Genomic DNA, 23,456 nt, shown 5'->3' with positions numbered 1-23,456 from the left:
GTAGAAAGAAGGCGGAAAGCTCTCAACTTTTCCGCCATTATGTCCGTTTCTCAATTAAAAATCGAGGACTTGAGTCAGACCATCTACTACGCGTTTTACGTCAGGCAGCCATACATCTTCTGCTTGTGCAAACGGGTAAACGGTATCCGGTGCTGTAATACGCAGCACTGGTGCTTCGAGGTGAAGAATCGCACGCTCGTTGATTTGCGTGATGATTTCTGCCGCAACACCAGACGTTTTTTGTGCTTCTTGAACCACGATCGCACGATTTGTTTTCTTCACAGAATCCACGATGGTATCGATATCGAGTGGACTGATGGTGCGCAGGTCAATTACTTCTACTTTTGCTCCACGCGCTTTCTCGATTTCTTCTGCTGCTTTCAGGCTGGTATGCACCATCGCACCATAGGTGATGATGGTAACATCGCTACCTTCTTTTACTACGTTTGCTTTGCCGAGCGGAATGGTGTACTCGCCTTCTGGAACTTCTTGACGGAAGGAACGGTACAGCTTCATGTGCTCAAGAAAAACAACTGGATCGTTGTCGCGAATCGCGGAGATCAACAGTCCTTTTGCATCGTACGGGTTGGAAGGGATAACCACTTTCAGACCCGGAGTTTGCAGCATCAAGCCTTCCAAAGAGTCCGCATGCAGCTCAGGCGTTTTTACACCGCCACCAAATGGGGAGCGGAATGTAATTGGGCTCGTGAAGCGACCACCGGAACGGTAGCGCATACGGGAAGATTGGGATGCCACAGCATCAAACGTTTCAAATACAAAACCGAAGAACTGAATTTCTGCTACGGGACGGAAGCCGTTGATGGAAAGACCAACAGCCAAACCGCCGATTCCGGACTCAGCAAGTGGTGTATCGAATACGCGCTGCTCGCCAAACTCAGCTTGCAGACCTTCTGTTGCACGGAAAACCCCGCCGTTGTTACCTACGTCTTCACCGAAAACAAGAACGGTTTCATCGCGCTTCAACTCTACGCGCATTGCATCCGTAATGGCTTGAACCATTGTCATTTGTGCCATGGCTTATTTCGACTCCTTCGCCAGGAATTCTGCCTTTTGCTCTTCGAGTGCAGGCGGCAGTGTCTCAAACATTACATCGATCAGTTCGGAAACCTTCATCTTAGGTGTTTCGTCCGCTTTTTTGATTGCGTCCGCAACAGCTGCTTTCGCTTCTTCGATTACAGCTTCTTCGTCTTTTTCGCTCCAAAGGCCTTTCGCTTCGAGGAACTTGCGGAAACGGATCAGTGGATCGCGCAGCTCCCACTCGCTTTGCTCTTCACCTGTACGGTAACGAGTTGGGTCGTCACCAGCCATGGTGTGAGGACCATAGCGGTACGTCATTGCTTCGATCAGAGTCGCACCTTCGCCATTTACGCCGCGCTCTTTTGCTTGTTGAACCGCGTAGTAAACTGCGAGAATGTCCATACCGTCAATGCGTTCGCTAGCAATACCAGCCGCAACTGCTTTGACTGCGATATTTTCAGAAGCCGTTTGTTTTTCGAACGGCAGAGAAATCGCATAACCGTTGTTTTGGGAGAAGAAGATAACAGGCAGTTTGTATACCCCTGCAAAGTTCATACCCTCGTAGAAGTCACCTTGGGAGGTCGCACCGTCACCAAAGTAGTTGATTGCAACTTTCTTTTCACCGCGCAGCTTGTAACCCATTGCAACACCTGTTGCTTGTGTACATTGAGCCGCGATGATGATTTGTGGCATCAATACGTTTACACCTTCAGGAATTTTGCCACCCTCAATGTGTCCGCGGGAGTACAGGAATGCTTTGTGCATTGGGTAACCATGCCATACCATTTGTGGAATATCACGGTAGCTAGGCAGGACAAAGTCTTCTTTGGAAAGAGCAGCCTCGGAACCGATCATGCTTGCTTCTTGACCAGCTACTGGTGCATAGAAACCAAGGCGGCCTTGGCGGTTCAAGCTGATTGCGCGTTGGTCCCATACACGGGTAAATACCATCTTACGCATCAGTTCACGCAATTCATCATCGGAGAGCTTAGGCATCAAGTCAGGACGAACAACCGTACCATCCGGGGCAAGAATTTGCAGCGGGGCGTTGTTCTCTGTTTGTTCAACAGCAGTGGATACGCTCATCACATTCACCTCGTCACTAGAATAAGGGACTTCCGTCTTCACGTCTTGCACTCTGCCTCTTCGACTGAGCATCTGCTCAATCGACGACGAATGCAATTCGCGGTGGAAGTGACCCTGATAAAAACCAGAAGAAAGTTGCATGGTGCAAGAAAGGGCTTACAGCGCCGCTTGCAACACCCTGTTATATTGCAGATAAAATACCTGTTTAATGTGTTACAGTATTGATATTACAGGGTTTATTTCCTCTCTGTTATCATTTACTATATAAGCTGTATCAGTTTTTTTCAAGGCTTAGTTTTTTATTTGAGCAAACAGGGAGTGTGAATCGATGACTGACTATGTAAAGCGAACAATTGTAAAAGAAGAAGTGCCCAGCATCCACGTGGACACTCCCCGCTCGGTCAAAGTATACCTACCGCCGGGGTACAATGAGCTTCTTTCTTACCCTGTTGTTTATTGCCAAGATGGGAACGACTTTTTTACGATGGGGCGAATCGCGACCATCTCCAATCAATTGATTCTGGAAGAAGGTATTGAACCCTACATCGTCGTCGGTGTCTCAGTCGACCGTAACAAGCGCACGAGCGAGTATTCTCCATCTGGGTCGAGAAACGCAGCCTATCAACGCTTTTTCACCGAAGAGCTGATTCCTTACATAGAGGAGCGCTATCCTGTACGCCGTGATCCTGCTTCACGTGTGCTGGCAGGAGACTCTTTAGGTGGAACCGTTTCTTTGCATCTCGCATTGGAAAACCCCGACCTCTTTCCACATGTACTCGCGCTGTCCGGGGCGTTTTTCCAAACGACACTCGACCCGCTTTTGAATCAGTCCAGCCTATCCTGGCTACGAATCTGGATGGTCGTTGGCCTCGATGAGACAGCCGTAGAAACAAGTGCGGGTACATTCGATTTCGTTCAATGGAATCGCGAGGCAAAACAGATTCTCGAGGACAAGCAAGCAACCTTGTCCTATCGAGAAAAACCAGGGAATCACGTCTGGGGTTTGTGGCAAAAAGAGCTGCCTGACGCCTTGCGCTACTTCTTCCCCCCTCCCCGTCTGTAACCATTACGAGCCATTGATTTCTTTGATGTCCTCGTACCCGTAGTACCGGCCATCCACTAAGAAAATGCCTTGGTGGTTGGCTTTTTCAATTTCACCAGCAACCTGATTGGCGTCGTTTAGGACGATGTTGACAATCTTACTCTCATCCCGTTTCATTTGATTGAGAATGCGTTCTCGCTCTTTGGCCGAGATCATATCTATCCCTCTTTTCCCCTATGTTGGATAGCTATAGTATTTCATTGGCGAGTCTGAATTACACACAAGCGAGTCAACCGAATGGAACCAAAAAAAGCCTTGCCGCTCCCCCTTTTTCCGGGTTCGGCAAGACTTTAAGACGTCTTTTTTTATTGTTCGACTGTTGTATATTTAAAATCTCTACCACCAAACGGGTTGATCAAAAATCCTTTGACTTTGTCATTTTGTATATAGGGTCTTGCGCCATAATACACAGGAGCAATCGGCATTTCTTCCATTAAAATGGTCTCTGCCTCACGCATGATTGCATTACGCTTCGTCGGGTCTTTTTCCAGGTAACTCTGGACGATCAACTCACGGTATCTGTCGTTCTTCCAAGCAGCGTCGTTCGTCCCCACTGTTTTGTCCTTGAAAATTTCCAAGAAATTGATCGGGTCATTAAAATCAGCACCCCAATTTCGGTAGGCAAACTGATAGTTTTTGGAGCGCTTGTTTTGTAAAAATACTTTTTCTTCCAAGCCACTGATTTTCACATCGACCCCTAGACTTCTTTTCCATTGATCCTGAAGAGCTTCAGCCAGCTTTTTCTGACGATCGTCACCTGAACCATACGTGTACGTCACTTCAGGCATCGTAGAAAGCCCCAACTCCTTTAACCCTTCAGCCAATAACTGTTTGGCTTTATCTGCATCTTCCTGAAAATAGTCATTTCCGCTAAGCTGCATAGAGGGTGGTACCCATGCCAAAGCCGCAGGCACCCCTGTCTGCACGATTCCGTCTACGAGAGGCTGTCGTTGGATCGAATACGAGAATGCTTGTCGAATCTTCTTATTCGTAAAAGGAGGCATTGTTGTATTAAAGGTGACCGCGACTGTATTCGGATACGGAGCCATGACAATTTTCCCTTCATCTTGTAAAGCAGGGATCACATCGACGGGCAACACGTAGGTTGGATGCCCTCCCCAATCCAATTCACCTGAATCAAACAACGCTTGAGCGGTGTTGGTATCGGTAATCATGCTCCAGACGATTTTGTCGAGCTTCACGGCATCTTTGTCATGATACTTCTCGTTTTTCACAAGAATCAACTTGTTTTTATGCTCCCACAGCTCCATTTTGAAAGGGCCGTTGCCCACATAGTTGTCTGGAGACGCTGCCCAGTCCGGATGTGCCTCCAAGGTTTTTTTATGTAAGGGAAACAATGTCGGGAAAGCCGTCAGCTCGTAAAAAAATGGAGCTGGCGAATTGAGCTTGACCTCAAGTGTAAAATCATCTAGCGCTTTGACTCCTACGTCTTCATGCGATCCTTTCCCTGTGTTGAATTCCTCTGCCCCTTTAATGAAATAAAGCATGTAGGCATATTCGGATGCAGTCTTTGGATCGAGATTTCTTTTCCAAGCGAATTCAAAATCATGGGCGGTTACCGAATCTCCGTTGCTCCATCGCGCATTCGATTTCAATTTAAACGTGTATGTCGTCAGATCCTCGGAAACCGTATAACTGTCGGCAATCGCGTTGGCTATTTTCCCATCCGGTCCATAGCGAGTCAATCCTTCAAAACAGGCAGTAATGACATCAAAGGAAGTGCCATCTGAGGCAAGTCCAGGGTCCGCTGTCGGTGGCTCCCCGCCGTCTGCGTTCCAATTCAATACCATCTCTTTTCCTGTTGATTGCGTTGGTTGCGATGCCTGATCATTCGGTTTGTTGTTTACAGTCGTTTCGCTTGTACTACATCCTGCTAACACTTGAAGCAGTAAGAAACAGCTCAAAACGAAGCTCATCCTCTTTCTCATCGAGACCATCCCCCTTGATTCGATCCGATTCCATGCACTAGTCAATGTTATTGCTTTATCACACTACCATGATAATGCATGTGGACACGAAACAAATCAGACGGTATGGCGAAAAACTGATAGCGTATAGACTCATATTTTGTACAAATTGTCTAACTATTTAGAACTTGTGTTTTCTAGGCAAAGAAAAAAGCCAGTCTCCCCTTAGACTGGCTACAAGCGATTGACGCCATTACTTCGTTTCTAACAATTGCTCTACTGCTTCTATAACACTCTTGACATGTTGATCACTAATGTGTCGATGAGCCGTAAAGCGAACCATATACTCATCAAAGTCAACTGCGAGAACCCCTTTTTCATCCAAACGCTCCAGGAAGGAAACTGCCGTTTGGCCGATCGACTCCGTATTCACCAGCACGATGTTGGTATCGACCTGCTCTACCTGCAGCGATAGTTGACGCAAGCCTTTTGCCAGTTGCTGTGCCCGTTCATGGTCTTCTGCCAACCGTTCGGTCATCTGTGTCAGAGCGATGATACCCGGTGCTGCCAAATACCCTGCCTGCCGCAGCCCACCTCCTAATTTTTTTCTCCACCATCTCGCTTCCTCTATAAAAGCACGATCTCCAGCCAAAATGGAGCCAACTGGAGCACTAAGACCTTTGGACAAGCATATTTGAACGGTATCGGCAAAAGAGCTTAACTCACTGACTGCAACACCTTGGGCCACAGCCGCATTAAAGAGACGAGCACCGTCCATATGAACGGGAATACCGTGTTTTTGCGCTACATCATAGACACTCTTCATTTGCGCGACAGAGATTACCGCCCCACCAGCGCGATTATGCGTATTTTCGAGACAGATCAATTTTGTGCGAGGAAAATGGATATTGTTGCCCCGAATCGCTTTCTCTACATCTTCTGCACGCAATGCACCCCGTTCTCCAACCAGCGTCCGTGTCTGCACGCCAGCCAATGCCGACATAGCGCCGCCTTCGTAGTAAAAAATGTGCGAATCCGCTTCCGCAATGACCTCGTCTCCGTTGACACAATGCGTCAGAACAGCCACCTGATTGCCTTGCGTGCCACTTGTTACGAACAAGGCAGCTTCCTTTCCGAGTATTTCAGCCGCGATCGCTTCCAAACGATTGACAGTAGGGTCTTCTCGGTAAACATCATCACCAACTTCAGCTTCCGCCATGGCTCGAAGCATCTCCTCGGTTGGTTTCGTAACGGTATCACTGCGCAAATCGATTTTCATAGATGAATCTCCTTCCACCCGGTTGTCATTCTCTAGACATGTCGTAACACTTTCAACATTGCATCCTGATTTCCCTCTTGCTAAGATGGAGGGGTAACTTACATACAGTTAGGAGATTTGACCTGTGAAACTAAAAATCACGCGGAACGCTGCTAAGCAATTGGCTCCAATCATCGAGCAAGAAGAAGACAAAGATTTGAAACTTCGCGTTTATATTACTCATGCTCACGGTGATCATGCACACTACGGACTCGCTCTGGACAAGCCAACAGACGAAGATGTTGTGATCTCGACAGACAAAGAGATCGATGTGATCGTGAAAAAAGATGAGCCATTGCTGGACGGCATCATCATTGATTACCTCTTCTTGCCGCAAGAAGGTTTTGTTATTACCAACCCTTCCAAAGGTAACACAGGCGATCACTAAGCATAATACAGATAAACCCTCTGCTTTTTTACAGGCAGAGGGTTTTTGTTTGATGATGAGATTCTTATTCGTCTAAAGCCGTGGTGTACAGTTCTGTCGGTAAATCTTTCAGCAGCGGAGAAGAAACATCATCAACCTGCGTCATAACAAGCCGATGAACCGGACGCGTCATCGCAACATACAACAGTTTTGCGTCCCATTCATTATTTTGATAAGCGTCTACATCCAGTAAAATGACCACATCGAACTGCAAGCCTTTTGTTAGAAAAGCAGGCATGACGGTTACCCCACCCGGGAATTGGTTATCCTTGCTGCCTAACAGGATCAAATCTGCTATCTTGTCTTGCATGCCTTTATGTGCTTTTTTACTCGCTTGAATGGTTTTCGCTACGATCGCAATCGTCTTGAAGCCTTCCGACTGGAAGGCAGCTACACGCGAAGAGATGTCATCCCACAGTTGCGCTCGTGAACCAGCCTTGACCATGATTGGTTTTTCACCATGTCGCAAAACCGGTTTTGCCAATACCGTCTCTGGCAATTCAATTTGCCGCAACACTTCATTGGCACAGCGCATGATCTCAATTGTCGAACGATAGCTTTGCGACAACGTATAATAGGAAGGAAACAGCTGTGCAAAAATCCCCTTCGTCAACTCTTCCCATGCATGAATTCCCCGGTAGCTGTGAATGCCTTGAGCAATATCTCCCACGATCGTGAGCGAATTTCGCTTGGTGGCCAATGCAATGACGGCGATTTCTAGCGCACTCAGGTCTTGTGCTTCATCTACAACCGTATGATCGAAATGATCTGCTTTATTCATGCCCTCAACAATATGCTGTAAGTATAACAATGGCGCGATATCTTCCGGCTCCAATCTCTCCTCTGCAAACAGTGCTGCACTTGACTCGGTCACATCGCGCACGACCTCGTCTGAAATGTCAGCCGGTACGAGTTTGCGCAACAATTCCTCATCAGCAATCAACTCACGATAAGCTGCGAAGATTTCCAGTCGTGGAAAGGTCGTCAGGTACGTATCCAGTATTTGCTCCAGCATTTTCTCGAATTTGTACAAGCCTTCTTTGTCCAAATCGACTTTTCGCTCTCGCAAATGGGCAAACAATTGTTTGTTCATTTCTTGTTTCAGATGCTTGCGAAGCGCTTCTACCCGTCGATGATACGGCATATTGGCGAATAGCTCCAGGAAGCATTGGCGGATAAAATCACCCGGGATCGAAAAAACTTGCTTCGTTTTGTTGTATAAAAAGCTGAGCTTCTTAAAAGGAATTCTTGTTTCGACGATATACCGAATGTATTGCTCCAGAGCCTCCCGACAAGCAAGCGATCCTTTGAACCGAAGCCTGTTTCGCGTCATTTCTTGCTGGCGCTCATCTTGCCCCTCTTCGAAGAACAGTTGAAGAGGCTTATCGGGACTGACGATTCTCCATCCTTTTGGCAGCAGAGGCTTCACAATACGCGCCGCCCAATCTACAAAAGTAGACTGTTGAACGTCATCGACTCCCAACTCAGGCAAAACCTCGGATATATAGGTAAGAAACATCCGGTTGGGTGCAAACACCATGAACTTTTTGGACATCATCGAATCCTGGTAGTTATAGATCAAATAGGAGAGTCGGTGCAGAGCAATGGTTGTTTTTCCGCTACCCGCTACTCCTTGCACCACAATGGGCCGTTCTTTTTCCGCCCGGATAATATCATTTTGCTCGGATTGAATCGTTGCCACGATGTCTTTTAGCCTGCTATCGTTCGCCTGATTCAGATTGGCTGCCAAAAATTCATCAATGAAGCCCTCTTGCAAAAACTCGTCGGGATGCCCCATTTCGCGGTTAATCGTTTCTTTTACCGCTCCATCATAGATACCGACGATCTTTCCGTCTTCGATCGCAAAATTACGCTTTAATCGGACTTCTCCACGCACGATCTCGCGTCCCATCCGGTAAAACGCGTCTTTGCTTTCGCCGGAATAATAAAGACTGGCGATAGGCGCACGCCAATCCACGACGACAGAATCAAACGTATCGCTGCGTACAATTCCGCGTTTTCCTATGTAGACCTGATCCAACTCGTAGATTTCATCTTTCAAGAAATCCACTCTACCGAAATAAGGCTTCTCTCGTCCCTGATCTTCCAGGTAGCGCAAATCCTTTGCTTTTTTATAGTTAACGACCTGTTTCACATAGTCATCTGTTGCCTCGCGAATATCATTGCGAAGCTGTTCCATTTCTTCGTCGATCGCTGAAACTGTTTCATCCAGCTTTTTTTGTTCCAACTCATAATCACGATGCTGTGTACTCACATTCATTCCCCCTCACATGTATCGTGTCATTGAACGTATCAAGTCCATTGCCTAGCCAGCCATATTCCAACTGCACAAGAAAGTAGGCCGACTCCCAAACTGAGAAGAGCGTACAAAGTGCCACGTAACAGGTGGCCTTCACCCCAAAAAGAGACCACTTCCAAGGAGAAGCTTGAGAAAGTCGTAAATCCTCCCATGACACCCGTTGCAAATAAGAGATAGAGTGTCGGAGATAAAAAGTCACGTTCTTTCCCCAGTACGAACAGGATGCCGATGATCAAAGATCCAGAAACATTGGCAATCCAGGTTCCACACGGCCATTCTGGTTGATTAGCGAGCAAAGACAATAGGTAGCGCAAAAGAGAGCCAACTGCTCCTCCAACCGCCACAGCGATCCACGCCATCTTCTTCCCTCCCTGGCTAGTAAACTGGTCTCGTTATCGTTATGTATGTCACAGAAAAAGACACCCTAGCGTCGAGCGAGGATGTCTGTCGTATCAGTAATTGTTATCTTACTGTTTTGGCTTATTTTCTTCAAGGTCTTCCACATAACGGATGGAATCCAAATTTGCTCTCAATGAAAGCTTAACGGCGTCAATGTACTTTTGGCGCAACGCCTTTTGTTCGAGTTTTTCTTCTTCGGTCAAACCTTCTTCGCGAGATTTTTTGACCAATTCGTTAATGCGTTTAATTTCTGCGTCAGATACCACTGCTGGTTCCTCCCACTCTGTAGTAGTGCCGCTTCATTATATCACATATGAATGATCCCGCAAGACAGCCGAACACTTACGGAGTATCAGGAAGGAGCAGAGTCTGACCTGGGTAAATCTTGTTGCTCTCCAATCCGTTCGCATCCTTAATCTCTATTATATAATCACGAGTATCCACATGCTGATCTGCTTTGTATCGAACCGCTAACGTCCATAGGCTGTCTCCGGATTGTACGGTTACTTCTGTGCCGTGTGGTTCCTCATTAACCGAAGAGGCAAACACTAGTTCGGTCAATAAATAAAAAAAGAGAGTGAATGTAATAAGAAACAAGAGAGCTTGTCCTCTCGTGATACCAAAACGAACACGGCGTTCTTCCTTTTTCTCGAAACGATTACGTACTGTCAATGAATTCACGATAATGGCCCCCTAACAAACATACGTTCTGTCCCTTTGTAACCTCATAATAAATGAGAACATATGTTCATGTCAACAAAGAATCGAACTTATGTTTGTCGAACGCAAGCTCCCATGGTATAATATAGGAAAATATGTTCGAGAAATCAGAGGTGTCTTTCTATGTCAAAATTATCGAGTAGACAACAAGCCATCATCGAGTTCATCCGAAAGGAAGTTCGTGATAAAGGATATCCACCATCTGTCCGTGAAATTGGTGAGGCTGTCGGACTAGCTTCTAGCTCAACGGTACATGGACATTTGGCACGCTTGGAGAAAAAAGGCCTCATTCGTCGAGATCCTACCAAACCGCGCGCTATCGAATTGCTATCCGATGAAGATCGTTTTCAAGACAATTTCGAAGACTCTGTCGTTCGTGTGCCTGTAATCGGAAAAGTAACTGCTGGACAACCGATTACTGCCATTGAGGATGTGGAAGAATACTTCCCGCTTCCAGACAATATCGTGACTTCTGACAAGGTCTATATGCTGCGCGTCTCCGGAAACAGTATGATTGATGCCGGGATTCTCGATGGAGACTACGTAATTGTTCGCCAACAGCACGTAGCGAACAATGGTGACATTGTCGTAGCTATGACTGAAGAAGACGAAGCGACCGTCAAAAGATTTTTCAAAGAAAAGAACCACTTCCGACTCCAACCGGAAAATGCCACAATGGAACCGATCATTCTGGAGCATGTCACCATTCTCGGTAAGGTCATCGGTGTCTATCGACTCATTCACTAGTTTCCACGTAAAAAAGGACAGCCTCTGCTGTCCTTTTCGTTTTCTGTATGTTATCTGGCGATAAAAAACCAGATGATCATCGTAACTTGTAGAATGACTTTTACGACCGCACTGCCCAAAAATCCGATCAGTGAGCCTACGCCTGCTTTCACTGCTCGCTCCATCGACTGCTTCTGCACCATCAGCTCTACCAGAACGACGAATACGAACGGCAAGATCAGCATTCCAAACGGTGGGAAAACGAAAATCCCGAGGATAATTCCGACCGCAGCGGCAATGGACGACCACTTGGACCCCCCGTACCTTTTCACGAAGTACATGTTCGTCAGCAAGTCAGCACCGTAAAGCAGAATGCTTAGAACGACCATTCCCCACCAAAAGGATGCCGGTAAGCCCGCTCCCGGATCTGCTATGAAAAAGTGATAGAGCAAAAAGCCCGCCCACAGCAATATCGTATCAGGTAAAACGGGTAAAAATATTCCAGCGATGCTTAGCAAGAACAATAACACAACCACGACCCACAAAAATATTTCCATCCATTACACTCCCTTCATCTAGGTATACGAGTGATTTCCGATTTCGTTGCGTACTTATTCACTTTTGTCTAAACTATTTTAAAAGAAAGCAGACATGGAGGTAGTCGCATGAGAACTTGGCATGATCTCTCTTATTTAGGCAGAGGAACGCTACGTCAAAAAGCGGCGTGGGAAGCGATCCAAAAGACTCACATCATGGAAATACTATCCGTTTACCGCCCAGTGCTTGCCGGAACTATTCCATTGGACATTGACGTCAAGCAAAGCGATCTAGACATTATTTGCGAGAGTCATGATCTGAAACAATTTGAGCAGGCTGTTCGAACAGTGTTTGGTTGCTTGCACGGATTTGAAGTGACGCACCTAGATATAAAAAGTATTCCCACATGTGTCATTCAGTTTCTCACAGCTGACTTTTGGTTTGAATTGTTTGCTCAACCGGTAGCTGTCGAAAAGCAAAATGCTTATCGCCATATGGACATCGAAGCACGGTTGTTAGAAATAGGAGGCCTAAATGCGTACCAGCATATCAGGGCTCTGAAGCAAAGCGGCATCAAAACAGAGCCTGCATTTGCTCAGTACTTTCATATTCCGGGTGATGATCCAAATGAGGCATTGTTGCAATTAGAGCTGTTAACCGAACAGGAATTACGAGAAAGAGTTCAGCTCTGGCAAAAGGATTAATCTTCGAATAAACAACCGACCTCTCCTTCCTGAATACAGGAAGGATCATCATTTTTGGGGCTGCCCACTTTTATAGATACCGGATACACCATCATTCTGGTTGGATGCAGAGGAAGATGTATATGATCAAAAGTACAGAAAATAAGAGTCGGTGTGTAGAGAAAGTCCCCTTTCGTCAAAAAGGGGACTTTTCCTCGGACATTAGATGGATACAGCTCGCTTGCGGAAAAATTTACTCCCCTGTTTCCGCAAATTTCTTTATACGGGCACCGATCTCGTCACGAACTCGTTGAAACTCAGGCCATTCTTTTCCCGCAGGATCGTCAAATCCCCAATGGACACGGTTTACATGAGTAGGAGTGGTTGGACAAACGGAATCGGCATGGCTGCATAGTGTCACGATCAGATCAGCCTTGTTTAAAATATCAGAGTCAATGACATCTGATGTTTGATCGGAAATGTCTATGCCAACTTCTTTCATCGCTCGAACGGCATTTGGATTCACACCATGGGCTTCAATCCCAGCAGAAAAAACATTCCAGGCGTTACCTAAGTATTTTTTTCCCCATGCTTCCGCCATTTGGCTTCGGCAAGAATTTCCTGTACATAAAAAGTAAATCGTTTTTTTGTTTTCCATGATGTACACACCTTTTAGCTTCAATTAGGAAATGTGCTGCTAAAATATTTGCGCTTGAACCATAAAGCTACATTAACTAATGCAATCATCACAGGTACTTCCACAAGAGGGCCGATGACGGCTGCAAAGGCGGCACCTGAATGAATCCCAAACACTCCGACTGCCACAGCGATAGCTAATTCAAAGTTATTACTACCTGCTGTGAAAGCAAGCGTCGTAGTAACGGGATAATTTGCGCCAATCTTTTTCCCCATATAGAAAGAGATAAAGAACATGAGGATGAAATAGATGAGAAGTGGAATGGCGATGCGAACAACATCAAGTGGAACGCTTACGATGTTTTCTCCTTGTGTTGATAACATGACAATGATGGTAAAGAGTAAGGCGATCAGAGTCATGGGGCTAATTTTTGGGATGAACACTTTCTCATACCAATGTCTGCCTTTAACTTTTACAAAAGTAAAGCGCGTCAGCATCCCGGCAAGAAAAGGAATACCTAGATATATAAACACCGATTTTGCCACTTCCGCCATCGTAATACTAATGACTGCACCCTGAATACCAAGCCATTCCGGGATTACGGTGACAAAGACATAAGCATATACTGAAAAGAAAAGCATCTGAAACAAAGAATTGAAAGCCACAAGTCCGGCAGCATATTCTGCATCACCTTTTGCGAGGTCATTCCACACAATCACCATGGCGATACAACGTGCCAATCCAATCATGATCAGCCCCACCATATATTCTGGTTTATCTGGCAAGAAAATGATGGCTAATAAAAACATCAAAACTGGGCCTATAACCCAGTTCTGAATAAGGGATAGCAAAAGAACCTTAATGTCTTTAAATACGCGCCCCATTTCTTCATATCGAACTTTAGCTAAAGGAGGGTACATCATCAGGATTAAACCTATAGCAATCGGTATGGATGTTGTACCAATTTGTAAGCTATTTAATCCATTGGTGAAAGCAGGAAAGAAAGTTCCGATCATAATCCCTACTGCCATAGCAAGGAAGATCCAAAGGGTCAAGAAGCGATCTAAAAATGATAGTTGTTTCATTGAGCCTCCCACTTTGTCTTAGCAGCAAGAATTGGTTGCTTCTGTTTTTGAATCTACGCAGCAGGATGTGGACTCGATTTTATGAACGTCACTGTCAGACTTTGTGTAGAAAAATTCCCACTCATTACCGTCTGGATCAGTAACCCAAAATTTATCCTGCACAGCATAACAACATGTCGTATCCATCTCGTCACGAGCGAAAAAGCCTTCTTTTTCTAGTCTTTCCTTATGAGTCAGGATTTCATTTGCACTTTCAACCTGGAATCCGAAGTGGTTAACTTGAATTCCGCTTACAGCGTCCCGAACATTCAATGTAAAGTTTAATCCTGGGGTTTCAAGCAAGAACTTAGCATAATCAGGCTTTACCTTTACAGGGTTAGCCCCAAAAACCTTTTGATAGAACTCAATAGATTTCTCCAGATTGGTAACGTTAACGCCAACATGTACATACTTCATTTAAGATTCCTCCTTTAATTTAAAAACTATTAATCAAAAAAATTGATATAAGGTCTAAAAAAATTAGCAGCAACTGCCTTTGCCTGTTTTCCTGAAGATACAACAAAGCTCTTCCGATAAGAGGTGGTTCACTTCATCATCATTCAAATCGTAGTAACTCCAGGTACCTTTTGTCTCTTTGATAATTAGGTTGGCATCCAGTAATATCTTGAGATGATACGATAATTTAGATTGAGGCATGTCAAAAACCTCGGTAAGGTCACACACGCATGTTTTACCTCTTTGACAAAGCTCATACATAATTTCAAGTCGCTTCTGATCGGAGAGAGCTTTGAATTTCTTCTCATATTGCTCCAATTTGTGCTTAATATCGTTCATCGATTACAACCTCATTCATCAATTTTTTTTGATGCATTTATTATATGCACGATTACCAAGAAGATGCAATGATAAATCAACTTTTTTTGATATAACATCCTTTTCGATAGGTGATAGCTACACTAAGAACCTTCGACGCTCAAAATCAATGGTGCAAATTTTGTCCACATAAACTCATAAAAGCTGTCAGCAGGAAGGATGCATCGCTTTCGGGCGAAAAGCTGTTTGAATGCAGGCTTTTCATTTAATGTCTCACAACGCGCTTTAACCTATATGAGTAAATAAATTAACAGAACGATGGATAATGTACAATAAGTCAAAAAGCTTAAGTAAAAAATGAAATGTCTCAAAAAGAAAATGTACTTTTTGACATGTCCGCCACATAACAAAGAGGGCTAGAAATTAGTTGTTGACAAACTTTCATGACAGGGATACTATGACAAAGACAATAATAAGTCCTCGTTAGGTGAGGCTCCTATACAAACATAGGCCACTGCCCGGAAATATCGAAAGATGCCAATGGGTAGAACAGGAACTGCCGGACTAAGGCTTTTCTTAAGGTGGCTAAGGATTTTTCCTTTACGTTGTATAGTGCCAAAGCTCTGCTAGGGGGAGATAAAGTGTTGTTGTTTCGTGCGCTTATCTAACCCTCTTTGTACTCGGAGGGTTTTTTATATTTTGAAAGGGGGGAAACATTTTTATGGATAGTAGTCCAAGTAGTCGAATGTATAACGATCGATATCCTGTTCAGAGAATTAACCGGCCTTGCGACGTTCCTACATGTTCCCCATACCTTATTATCATTCGTCTTTTTTCTTAGGACGAGTGTATGTAAGTATGCTTATTTGACATGCTCGCGTAACACGGTCGTTTCCGATTCCTCGGCTCTCTCTGATTACAGGGAGAGCTATTTTGTTGGTGCTTCGAGGGTAAGGAAAATATTTATGCGGAAATCTATACCGCCGATTTGTTACATGCGAAAGGATGAATAAACATGTTGAAAATTTATAAAACCGATGTTACCGGAAAAATAAAAGAACTCGATCAATTTGAAAAAGGGTGCTGGATACATCTTACCAATCCCGCTGAGCAAGAAAAGCAAAAATTGGTCAGCGATTTGAATATTGACCTTGACTTTCTGCAGGATGCCCTTGATGACGAAGAAATAGGGCGTATCGACAAAGACGGAAATCGAGTTATACTCTTTGTGGAAATACCCATTTCCACAAAAGAAGGTATGAAGGATATCTATACTACTGTTCCGTTGGGCATCATGGTTATGGAGGATTATTTCTTAACCGTTTGCCTAGAAGAAACGGCAGTCATGAATGAGTTAGTCCAAGGTAAGGTGAAAAATTTTCATACTCATATGAGATCACGTTTTGTTCTGCAAATTCTATCTAGTACCTCTTTCTATTATTTGCAGTACTTGAAAAGAATCAACAAGCAAATGGAAACCCTTGAAAAATCCTTGCGGCAATCAATGAAAAACAATGAACTGCTTACCTTGCTTGAATTGCAGAAAAGCCTTGTCTATTTTTCGACGTCCTTAGAGACGAACAGTCTACTGATTTCACGGCTTTGGAGCGGTAGTTATCTAAAAATGTACGATGATGATAAGGAACTGCTTGAAGAGGTAAGAATCGAAACCAAACAAGCTATCAAAATGACGGAAATATATACCGCAATTTTAGGAAGCATTATGAACGGTTTCGGCTCCATCATTTCCAACAATCTGAATCAAGTAGTTAAATTGCTTACCTCGATCACCATCGTCATCACATTACCTATGGTGATCGGTACCTATTACGGTATGAACGTCGCACTTCCTTTGCAGGATCACCCGCAGGCATTCAATATCATTATGATAACCTCTGCAACAATTACGACAGTAACAGCACTCCTGTTCTGGAGAAAGAAGTACTTTTAATTTCTAAGCAGAATTTTAATTAAACGGAGGAAGGAGCGACAGTTAAATGATAAGAAAAGAAGGATGGTACTATCTTTTAATGTTGCTTGTTCTGATCACAGGTTTAGGAAGTTCATGGTACTTATATACCCTGGGGATGGTGTCGTAACGTTAAATCGTTACACATCATCAGAATCTGAGTCATTACGCTCATGGGTTCGATAGTTCAGGCTGCCGAAAGGCAGCCTATTTCATTCTTGGAGATCAATCTTTGCAGCAGCTTTGAAGTCTCGTTGTTCCATCTAAGAAATTTTACACGTCGACCATTGCTACCCTTGCTAAACCATTCGCTTCCCTTAAAAGTCCCTTGGAGTACCAGTCTCCGAGTGTGAGTCCAATATCTTCGGACACACGTCCTCCCGACTCAAATAGGTACGTATTGGCAGTACTCTGATTTGTCGCGGCATGTGCCTCTTTTGCAAATACGGTCAAAGGTAAATGTATTTTATTGTTGCGATCAAAAACAATATCCGGGAAACCGTGCATAGTATCTGACGGCCTCCTGACAACCCTGTACGGCTTACTCAGCAAAATCGGCACCACCTTCGCATTTTAGACCAATTTTTTACAGTTACCATTCTTCTTTTACGCAAGATATCATTTTGTAGCTGCTCTTCTCATCGGCAGTCCACGATGGCACTAACCCCCATCTCAACGGACCCATACGTCGCTTGCCGCGATCAGCAATAATCGCTGGAATGAGCTGACCCGGTGCAATATTGTACCGTGGCTTTGCATTAAATGGAATGACTTCGATTTGGAACCGTTCCTTCCATTTTTCCAAGTTCGTTACGAGAGTAAAACGGCCGCACATGCTTTTCCCCTCACACCCTTCCATACTGGACGTCTGCTTTTTTCTCTTCTATTTTACTGTTTCACCCGGCGTGTCATTTCAAAGCTTTTATGCGTGTGAAGTAAGTGGAAAACGAAAATGTTCTCTCTCCATTTTTAACGAAGGACGAACAAATAAGACATCCTCAGTCGTGGTCATCAATTCAGACTGGATTTTTTCACTCTCACTATCCGGCATAAAATGAAAATGAATGATCGTTGTCTTAGCCGATATCAAGTGAGAAGTGACTGCTTCTATATCAACTGCTTTTTTACTTACGAGATCAAATACTTGCAGCTGGTCATCTTCTTGTTCAAATAGGACAATCACATCCTCCTCTTCGACATAATAGATCGCATCCCGAAAAACGAGAAGAAAGTAAAACATCAACAGATGCTCGCTATCCTTGACGCCCAATCTCGATGAAACGGGGATTCGTTTGGCAGCAAATTCCTTCATGACGATATAATCAGCTTCGTTATCAACATCCAGCTTGCGCAAGGCAGATTTTTGTCCTACTTGCTTTTTCAAATCGGATGCCAATATGTGAAAGCTACTTTCCTGTACTCTCTCAAATCCGAACTTCGGGTAAAAATCAAGCACAGTTTCGTTGGCAAACAAATAAATAAAATCGTATTCCTTCTCGCATGTTTGAATGATATGGTTCATCAATTTCGCTGCCAATCCTTGATTGCGATAAGCCGGATGCGTCATGACCGTTCCGATCTGAAGTGCCTTATAGTCCTTACCGTTGGATGTCACGACCATCTTACTTGCAGAAGCGTTCGCAATGACCTGATCCCCATCCATATAGGAATAGCAGACATAGTTATCATTCCAAAAGCCCTTGTTATACCATTCTTTAAAATCGAGCTGAAAGACCTGCGTGGCGAGGTCATTAAAACTTTCCTTGTATTTTTCGATATGCTTGTAGTCGCTAATCAATCGATAGTCACCCATGTGAAAGCCTCCCTTTTGATTGTTTGTGCTTCTGGTAATCATTCATTCCTTTTCAGCAATCCCTTCCTTCAAATAAAAAAGACCACAAGAAGAATTCTCTTCTCATGGTCAAATTTATCGTTGTGATGAAGATACCTATCCCGAACAGAATAGATATCATGCATAAACGTGAAATTTGTTTTGATGAGATTGATGCCTTCTAATCGCTTTTGAAAAAAGGTACAAAAAATAAACCAAGGGCACGCCCTTCATTTGACCTTTTCCCATATAAAATTCATTAGAATTTTACTTAGCGATTATAAGTTTCATCATATTCAGTCAAAACCTCTTTTCACGTTAGATATCTTTACTATATTTGACTTTCCATAGTTTGTAAATGAGCAATCCATTTCTTTTCGTTGCGTAAGAATCGTTATACAAAAAAGCCATTTTCTTATATAATTACAAATACTCCCTTTTCAAAAGGAAAGGGAACACCGTTTTCAAAATGGACCTCGAGGGGGGTGTACCAATGGCGAATGCTCTCAATTTGCCACATACCGCAGCGGCTCATGCAAAGCCTAGAAATAGTAAGGCGATACTTTGCATGAGGTGGTCTCTCGTTTAATCGAATCATCGCCTTCATTTGCGTATCTCATTTCCTATTTCTTGGCTTTGCCCCTTATTTGCCTATCTATAAATAAGGAGCGAGCAGAAATGAAATGTGTAAAAGCAAATTTAATCCTTCCTGAAACGTTACTGGCAGAAATTCAAAAGTACGTGCAAGGAGAAGCCATTTATATCCCAAAGACAAAAGTCACGCACCAAAAATGGGGGACACGCACAGGTGGGAGAAAACTCCTGGATGAGCGAAATACGGCTATTAAAAGCAGCTTTCGGGCCGGAACGTCTATTTCCCAGTTAGCGGAGGATTACTTTTTGTCTACCGAGACGATTAAAAAAATCGTGTACACCAAATAGACGCTTATAAAGCACTGACGACCTTTTCATTCAGGTTGTTAGTGCTTTTTTATGGCGAGTTTGTTTACCAAAAGTCTTATCCCTTTCTCCCCCATTGCAAACACACTAAAGTAAAGAAGAACCCACCTAACAAGACAGAAACAGGAGGAACCGAAAGATGGAACCTTTTATCCATACCCATCAATATCACTTCATTAAATCACGCGTCCAAGCAATCTTGAACGCCTATGCCACCAGTACAGATGTCAACGTCATCCGTGCTCGCAAAGAAATTGCTCATGAAGAAATCTTTCAGATGTTCCCGAACATGACGGAGGAACAAAAAGAGATTTTGCGCCCGATTGACTCGATGAAAGAAAAAGCAGAAGGAAAGCAGTTTTTGCATCAACTTTCACCGTTTGTGATTCCATTCCCTGCTCTCACAGAGTCTTTCATTAAAAAGCTCTTTCCAAAAGTAAAGAAGCTGAAAGTCTCGAATTTAGCTGAGATCAATTTTTCAGAAATCTCTTATGTAAGCTGGCTAGACTCTGCGACGGAAAAGAAGTTTATTGTCGCCTACCACGAAGGAAGACTGATTGGCATTCACGGACAATTTACAAACTTGAACAAAAAAGGTGTCTGTGCACTCTGTAATCACTTTGAGGAAATTGGCATGTTTGTCCTTGAAGCCAAAGGATCTGGGGATGGAACGTATTTGAAAAAAGGAAACTACATTTGCCAAGACAGTGTAACGTGCAATCAAAATATCATTGCGTTAGATAAGCTAAACGGTTTTATTTCGCTGATGGTGAAATAAATCTGCTGACCAAAATGAAAACGGCCGCCGGCTCTCCATGCCAAGCGGCCTTTCCTCTATGTCCCTTACTTGATCTCGTTCAGACTCTCTTCCAAACGATCCCACGTTTGGGTGATGCCCTCTAGCATACTCATGTCCATCACTGTCTTAAGTGCTTCAGCGGACACATATTCACTACGGCTAACCAGCTTCAATGTCACTTGAATTACTCTACGATGAGGTATGCTCTCTAAAAAGCAGCCGCAGGACAGCTGTTAGTGATTGATCAATAACTAACAGCTGTTATTTATTTCATGGAAGTACGTTTCTGCAAATGCTGGATCGTTGCCGTTACACCCTCTTCGAACGTCGTCGTTGGGATCGGTCCAATTAGCCGTTGATATTTTTCTCCGCTTAAGATCAACGGATTTTCGGTTAAATACAGCATCTCAACAACCTCCTTCATCACTGGGACGAACATGCCCAATAAAGACAATCCAATTTTCCCAAGGGGAATGACAGGTTTCACAGTGCCACTAGCTTTTTGGGCGATTCGGACGATGTCTCGACCGGAAATGATCCCTCCACCTGGAATGTGCCAGTTTTGTCCATAAGCAAACTCCCGGCTGGCCAACTCTACAATCATCTTCGCCGCATCCGGCAAATAAACAAACTCGCGACGAACATGCCTATTTCCAATGAAAAACCCCAGTTTTCCATCCGCAATTGCCTCAAGTGTGGAACCCAGATACGATGCTTGATTAGCAGTAGGTCCGTAATAATCCGGTAATCTAACAATCATCGTTCGCACATGATCCCAGCGGCTGCTAAACAGCATCTGTACAAATGCCAGCCTGATTTTTCCTTTCTTCGTATGCGGTTGCTTTGGATGCTCCTCCGTTACTGGATCCATTTGCTTTCTCCCGTACGGATAAATGCCGTCTACCGCAACAACTTTCAAGCCTTTCTTGTTGGCGGCTTCCATGATCGCTTCGCCAAGTGGGATCAACTTATTTACCATCTCGTGATACGGGACGTTTGCACAATGGAATAGTACATCCGCTCCTTCCGATGCCGCTACGATGTCTTGAGATCGGAATGCATCTCCGACGGCCAATGACAAATGTGCGGGATTCCCCAACTCTGACGCCATTTGTTCTAGTTTTTGTCGAGAACGCCCAAAAGCAATCGTTTCAATCCCTCGATTGATGAGCTCCTCCAAAATTGCTGCACCCGTTCCGCCCGTTGCCCCCACTACTATGGCTTTTTTCATATGAATCATCTCCATTTAATTTTGTAATTGATCAATCACTAACTAGTTAGAACTATAATCGCTCAGTTAGTGATTAGTCAATAACTAATTGTCAAAATTTTTCTCCACTACACCTCCATCAATTCTGGCATGTCCAAAGCTACTGAAATATTGCAAAGCATGCCTCTTGCTAGGAAAATAAGCGTTCGCTCTTCCGGACTCGCGATGCCCGCTTCACGAAACGCTGTTAGGACGATCTGACGAACCTCCCGAAATCCTTCGCGCATCGCCTCTCGTATCGGAGCCTCTTGAATCGTCTGAGACTGCATTTGAAGAAGCATCTCATTTTGATGCGAAGCCAAAACCTTTTCATACGCTTTGATTAAATCTGATTCCAGTTGCTCGGCAAATGCGGATTCCACAACTGAGCGAAAAGAATCGATAATACGCTGCCAAGAAACCTCCAAGGCAGCTAACAACAAAGCTTCCTTCGATGCAAAAAACTTGAAAATATACGGCTGTGAGATCTTCGCTCGCTCTGCAACCTGTGCTGTTGTTGCCCGGAAATATCCGATTTCAGCAAAGACTTCGATTGCAGCTGAAATGATTTCCGTTTTACGATTGACCGACGTCATTGCAAGATCGCCTCCCTTTTTTTAGTGATTAATCAATAATATCTGATTATACGTCAGTTTGTGATGGGTTTCAAATGACATGTAATGCGGATTCTCACAGTCGCTATTCATGTAGTTTACTTTGTCTTCTGTTCGACAAAATCTCTTAAAGCCAGAATAACAAATATTATATACAATGGTATATAATGGTATTTTATTTAATCACTCTCAAGAAAGGTTGTTGCAAATGTTTAAGAAAGCCTTGATCATGCTGGCAGTAAGCTCTGTTGTCACGATACCAAGTTTAGCCACAACCGCCCAAGGAGCAACTCTCCCTTTACAGGAAAAGCCGATCACCTTCGCAGCAAACACTACCCAGAAAGACTGGAAAGGGAAAGAACCTTCTTCAAAATCTACAGGGGCTAAGCACGAAACCACTAATATCAAAAATGCTGCATTTGGTGAGCAAATTTGGTTAACGCTAGGCTCCCCTATTCCAGCCGGATGGGTGATCGTCGATAGTACAGCAACGAGGAATCTGATCAGAAATGTGAACGACGCTCCCGATGGTTACGAAGTTTGGGTAACGTTGGCCTCCCCTATTCCATCTGGATGGGTCATGACCAATAGTTCAGGAAATAGGCACCATATCAGAAATGTGAACGACGCCCCCGATGGTTACGAAGTTTGGGTAATGTTGGCCTCCCCTATTCCACCTGGATGGGTCATGACCAATAGTTCAGGAGATAGGCACCTGATTAGATATCTGAAAAACCCTTATGGTGGTCAGGAATTGTGGGTAATGATAGCTTCTCCTATTCCACCTGGATGGGTCATCACCAATAGTACAGGATCTAGGCACAATATTAGAAATGTGAAAAACGCTTATGTTGGTGAGCAAATTTGGGTGATGCCGGCCTCTCCTATTCCACCTGGCTGGATCATGGTTCAATCAACAGGGACAAGAAACCTGATCAGGTATATTGGCTAAACAAGTAGAATAAGTTGTCAAAACAACAAGCTGACGTCGAAACCCCATCGACTTCAGCTTGTTTCCTTTACTTTCTTGCTGCAATCTCTATCGTTGTCCCACTTCGGGCAGATACGAAGAATCACATTGTCTCCTAGTAAGAAAAACGATTGTTTGTTATATTGATTGAGTATTCCAATATCAGTCATAGATGAATGGAGAGACTATCTTGAAATCAAAGTTGCTTTATTTTCTACCCATTTTCGTTCTATTACCTGCAACTT

The 23,456-nt window shown here is 44.0% G+C and carries 27 protein-coding genes, 2 pseudogenes and 1 riboswitch; of the genes and pseudogenes, 8 read left to right on the top strand and 21 right to left on the bottom strand.

Annotation, left to right across the window (positions count from 1 at the left end; genetic code table 11):
• Window positions 1–54: 54 nt before the first annotated feature.
• Both C7R93_RS20975 and pdhA read right to left on the bottom strand, forming a co-directional pair.
• Window positions 55–1,035, bottom strand: coding sequence for an alpha-ketoacid dehydrogenase subunit beta (locus C7R93_RS20975; RefSeq protein ID WP_106840637.1), 981 nt, complete (start codon window positions 1,033–1,035; stop codon window positions 55–57).
• A 3-nt stretch (window positions 1,036–1,038) separates the two neighbouring features.
• The gene (gene pdhA / locus C7R93_RS20970) at window positions 1,039–2,124 is read right to left on the bottom strand and encodes a pyruvate dehydrogenase (acetyl-transferring) E1 component subunit alpha (protein WP_016743455.1); all 1,086 of its coding nucleotides are present in this window, start codon (window positions 2,122–2,124) and stop codon (window positions 1,039–1,041) included.
• 328 nt (window positions 2,125–2,452) lie between these two features.
• Here pdhA and C7R93_RS20965 point away from each other — a divergent pair, with 328 nt between their 5' ends.
• On the top strand, window positions 2,453–3,187 hold the full coding sequence (locus C7R93_RS20965; RefSeq protein ID WP_106840636.1) for an alpha/beta hydrolase: 735 nt from the start codon (window positions 2,453–2,455) through the stop codon (window positions 3,185–3,187).
• Window positions 3,188–3,190: 3 nt separating this feature from the next.
• Here the strand turns inward: C7R93_RS20965 and C7R93_RS20960 are convergent, their stop codons facing one another.
• The 3 genes from C7R93_RS20960 to ltaE form a co-directional block, all read right to left on the bottom strand.
• Window positions 3,191–3,382: a hypothetical protein gene (locus C7R93_RS20960; RefSeq protein WP_007718905.1), complete on the bottom strand. Its 192-nt coding sequence runs from the start codon at window positions 3,380–3,382 to the stop codon at window positions 3,191–3,193.
• 149 nt (window positions 3,383–3,531) lie between these two features.
• Complete coding sequence (locus C7R93_RS20955; RefSeq protein WP_106840635.1) at window positions 3,532–5,175, bottom strand: peptide ABC transporter substrate-binding protein; 1,644 nt, start codon at window positions 5,173–5,175, stop codon at window positions 3,532–3,534.
• A gap of 232 nt (window positions 5,176–5,407) precedes the next feature.
• Window positions 5,408–6,433, bottom strand: coding sequence for a low-specificity L-threonine aldolase (ltaE, locus tag C7R93_RS20950; protein WP_106840634.1), 1,026 nt, complete (start codon window positions 6,431–6,433; stop codon window positions 5,408–5,410).
• A 124-nt stretch (window positions 6,434–6,557) separates the two neighbouring features.
• Between ltaE and C7R93_RS20945 the strand changes: the two genes are divergently transcribed.
• On the top strand, window positions 6,558–6,860 hold the full coding sequence (locus C7R93_RS20945; RefSeq protein WP_106840633.1) for a HesB/IscA family protein: 303 nt from the start codon (window positions 6,558–6,560) through the stop codon (window positions 6,858–6,860).
• Between the two features lie 64 nt (window positions 6,861–6,924).
• Here C7R93_RS20945 and C7R93_RS20940 read toward each other — a convergent pair whose 3' ends face one another.
• The 4 genes from C7R93_RS20940 to yneA all read right to left on the bottom strand — a co-directional run bounded on the left by C7R93_RS20940 (window position 6,925) and on the right by yneA (window position 10,299).
• Window positions 6,925–9,174 (bottom strand): HelD family protein, encoded by a 2,250-nt coding sequence (locus C7R93_RS20940; protein ID WP_106840632.1) that lies wholly within the window; start codon window positions 9,172–9,174, stop codon window positions 6,925–6,927.
• Window positions 9,175–9,212: 38 nt separating this feature from the next.
• On the bottom strand, window positions 9,213–9,578 hold the full coding sequence (gene crcB / locus C7R93_RS20935; protein ID WP_106840631.1) for a fluoride efflux transporter CrcB: 366 nt from the start codon (window positions 9,576–9,578) through the stop codon (window positions 9,213–9,215).
• Between the two features lie 108 nt (window positions 9,579–9,686).
• Window positions 9,687–9,884: a DUF896 domain-containing protein gene (locus C7R93_RS20930; RefSeq protein ID WP_007718933.1), complete on the bottom strand. Its 198-nt coding sequence runs from the start codon at window positions 9,882–9,884 to the stop codon at window positions 9,687–9,689.
• A 76-nt stretch (window positions 9,885–9,960) separates the two neighbouring features.
• Window positions 9,961–10,299, bottom strand: a complete 339-nt coding sequence (gene yneA, locus C7R93_RS20925) for a cell division suppressor protein YneA (protein WP_106840630.1) — start codon at window positions 10,297–10,299, stop codon at window positions 9,961–9,963.
• A gap of 162 nt (window positions 10,300–10,461) precedes the next feature.
• On the opposite strand from yneA, the gene lexA reads away from it, so the two are divergent.
• A complete protein-coding gene (lexA, locus tag C7R93_RS20920) occupies window positions 10,462–11,085 on the top strand; it encodes a transcriptional repressor LexA (RefSeq protein WP_007718939.1) in 624 nt (207 codons plus the stop codon).
• Window positions 11,086–11,135: 50 nt separating this feature from the next.
• On the opposite strand, the gene C7R93_RS20915 is transcribed toward lexA, so the two are convergent.
• A complete protein-coding gene (locus C7R93_RS20915; RefSeq protein WP_017249168.1) occupies window positions 11,136–11,621 on the bottom strand; it encodes a DUF456 domain-containing protein in 486 nt (161 codons plus the stop codon).
• 108 nt (window positions 11,622–11,729) lie between these two features.
• Between C7R93_RS20915 and C7R93_RS20910 the strand changes: the two genes are divergently transcribed.
• Window positions 11,730–12,305, top strand: coding sequence for a DUF4269 domain-containing protein (locus C7R93_RS20910; RefSeq protein WP_106840629.1), 576 nt, complete (start codon window positions 11,730–11,732; stop codon window positions 12,303–12,305).
• A 232-nt stretch (window positions 12,306–12,537) separates the two neighbouring features.
• Here the strand turns inward: C7R93_RS20910 and arsC are convergent, their stop codons facing one another.
• The 5 genes and pseudogenes from arsC to C7R93_RS31175 all read right to left on the bottom strand — a co-directional run.
• On the bottom strand, window positions 12,538–12,942 hold the full coding sequence (arsC, locus tag C7R93_RS20900) for an arsenate reductase (thioredoxin) (RefSeq protein WP_015891621.1): 405 nt from the start codon (window positions 12,940–12,942) through the stop codon (window positions 12,538–12,540).
• A 20-nt stretch (window positions 12,943–12,962) separates the two neighbouring features.
• The gene (gene arsB, locus C7R93_RS20895; protein ID WP_106840628.1) at window positions 12,963–14,006 is read right to left on the bottom strand and encodes an ACR3 family arsenite efflux transporter; all 1,044 of its coding nucleotides are present in this window, start codon (window positions 14,004–14,006) and stop codon (window positions 12,963–12,965) included.
• An 18-nt stretch (window positions 14,007–14,024) separates the two neighbouring features.
• Entirely contained in the window at window positions 14,025–14,462 is a 438-nt protein-coding gene (locus tag C7R93_RS20890) for an ArsI/CadI family heavy metal resistance metalloenzyme (RefSeq protein ID WP_106840627.1), read from the bottom strand.
• A 63-nt stretch (window positions 14,463–14,525) separates the two neighbouring features.
• Entirely contained in the window at window positions 14,526–14,840 is a 315-nt protein-coding gene (gene arsR / locus C7R93_RS20885; protein ID WP_007716712.1) for an arsenical resistance operon transcriptional regulator ArsR, read from the bottom strand.
• A 122-nt stretch (window positions 14,841–14,962) separates the two neighbouring features.
• A pseudogene (locus tag C7R93_RS31175) lies at window positions 14,963–15,094 on the bottom strand (SOS response-associated peptidase family protein); the annotation flags it as partial.
• A 197-nt stretch (window positions 15,095–15,291) separates the two neighbouring features.
• Window positions 15,292–15,459, top strand: a riboswitch (M-box (ykoK) riboswitch).
• A gap of 375 nt (window positions 15,460–15,834) precedes the next feature.
• Here C7R93_RS31175 and C7R93_RS20875 point away from each other — a divergent pair.
• Window positions 15,835–16,770, top strand: a complete 936-nt coding sequence (locus C7R93_RS20875; protein WP_106840626.1) for a magnesium transporter CorA family protein — start codon at window positions 15,835–15,837, stop codon at window positions 16,768–16,770.
• Between the two features lie 291 nt (window positions 16,771–17,061).
• Here the strand turns inward: C7R93_RS20875 and C7R93_RS20870 are convergent, their stop codons facing one another.
• From C7R93_RS20870 to C7R93_RS20860, 3 genes are all read right to left on the bottom strand, one after another.
• A complete protein-coding gene (locus C7R93_RS20870; RefSeq protein WP_106840625.1) occupies window positions 17,062–17,295 on the bottom strand; it encodes a hypothetical protein in 234 nt (77 codons plus the stop codon).
• An 85-nt stretch (window positions 17,296–17,380) separates the two neighbouring features.
• Window positions 17,381–17,623 (bottom strand): SOS response-associated peptidase family protein, encoded by a 243-nt coding sequence (locus C7R93_RS20865; RefSeq protein WP_244191604.1) that lies wholly within the window; start codon window positions 17,621–17,623, stop codon window positions 17,381–17,383.
• An 87-nt stretch (window positions 17,624–17,710) separates the two neighbouring features.
• A complete protein-coding gene (locus tag C7R93_RS20860) occupies window positions 17,711–18,601 on the bottom strand; it encodes a GNAT family N-acetyltransferase (protein WP_106840624.1) in 891 nt (296 codons plus the stop codon).
• Between the two features lie 696 nt (window positions 18,602–19,297).
• Here C7R93_RS20860 and C7R93_RS20855 point away from each other — a divergent pair.
• Window positions 19,298–19,561: a CD3324 family protein gene (locus C7R93_RS20855; RefSeq protein WP_106840623.1), complete on the top strand. Its 264-nt coding sequence runs from the start codon at window positions 19,298–19,300 to the stop codon at window positions 19,559–19,561.
• 157 nt (window positions 19,562–19,718) lie between these two features.
• Window positions 19,719–20,357: a FusB/FusC family EF-G-binding protein gene (locus C7R93_RS20850; protein WP_106840622.1), complete on the top strand. Its 639-nt coding sequence runs from the start codon at window positions 19,719–19,721 to the stop codon at window positions 20,355–20,357.
• Window positions 20,358–20,422: 65 nt separating this feature from the next.
• Here C7R93_RS20850 and C7R93_RS20845 read toward each other — a convergent pair.
• From C7R93_RS20845 to C7R93_RS20835, 3 genes and pseudogenes are all read right to left on the bottom strand, one after another.
• Window positions 20,423–20,548, bottom strand: a pseudogene (locus C7R93_RS20845) (SRPBCC domain-containing protein); the annotation flags it as partial.
• Window positions 20,549–20,643: 95 nt separating this feature from the next.
• Window positions 20,644–21,609, bottom strand: a complete 966-nt coding sequence (locus C7R93_RS20840) for an SDR family NAD(P)-dependent oxidoreductase (protein ID WP_244191603.1) — start codon at window positions 21,607–21,609, stop codon at window positions 20,644–20,646.
• Between the two features lie 107 nt (window positions 21,610–21,716).
• Entirely contained in the window at window positions 21,717–22,223 is a 507-nt protein-coding gene (locus tag C7R93_RS20835) for a TetR/AcrR family transcriptional regulator (protein WP_106840620.1), read from the bottom strand.
• A 226-nt stretch (window positions 22,224–22,449) separates the two neighbouring features.
• Here C7R93_RS20835 and C7R93_RS20830 point away from each other — a divergent pair, with 226 nt between their 5' ends.
• Entirely contained in the window at window positions 22,450–23,193 is a 744-nt protein-coding gene (locus tag C7R93_RS20830) for a hypothetical protein (RefSeq protein WP_106840619.1), read from the top strand.
• The last annotated feature ends 263 nt before the right edge of the window (window positions 23,194–23,456 follow it).

It is taken from the genome of Brevibacillus fortis (genome assembly GCF_003013395.1).
Lineage (GTDB): Bacteria > Bacillota > Bacilli > Brevibacillales > Brevibacillaceae > Brevibacillus > Brevibacillus fortis.
The sequence above is the reverse complement of the archived record's forward strand: the minus strand, read 5'-3'. Positions and strand labels throughout refer to the sequence as shown.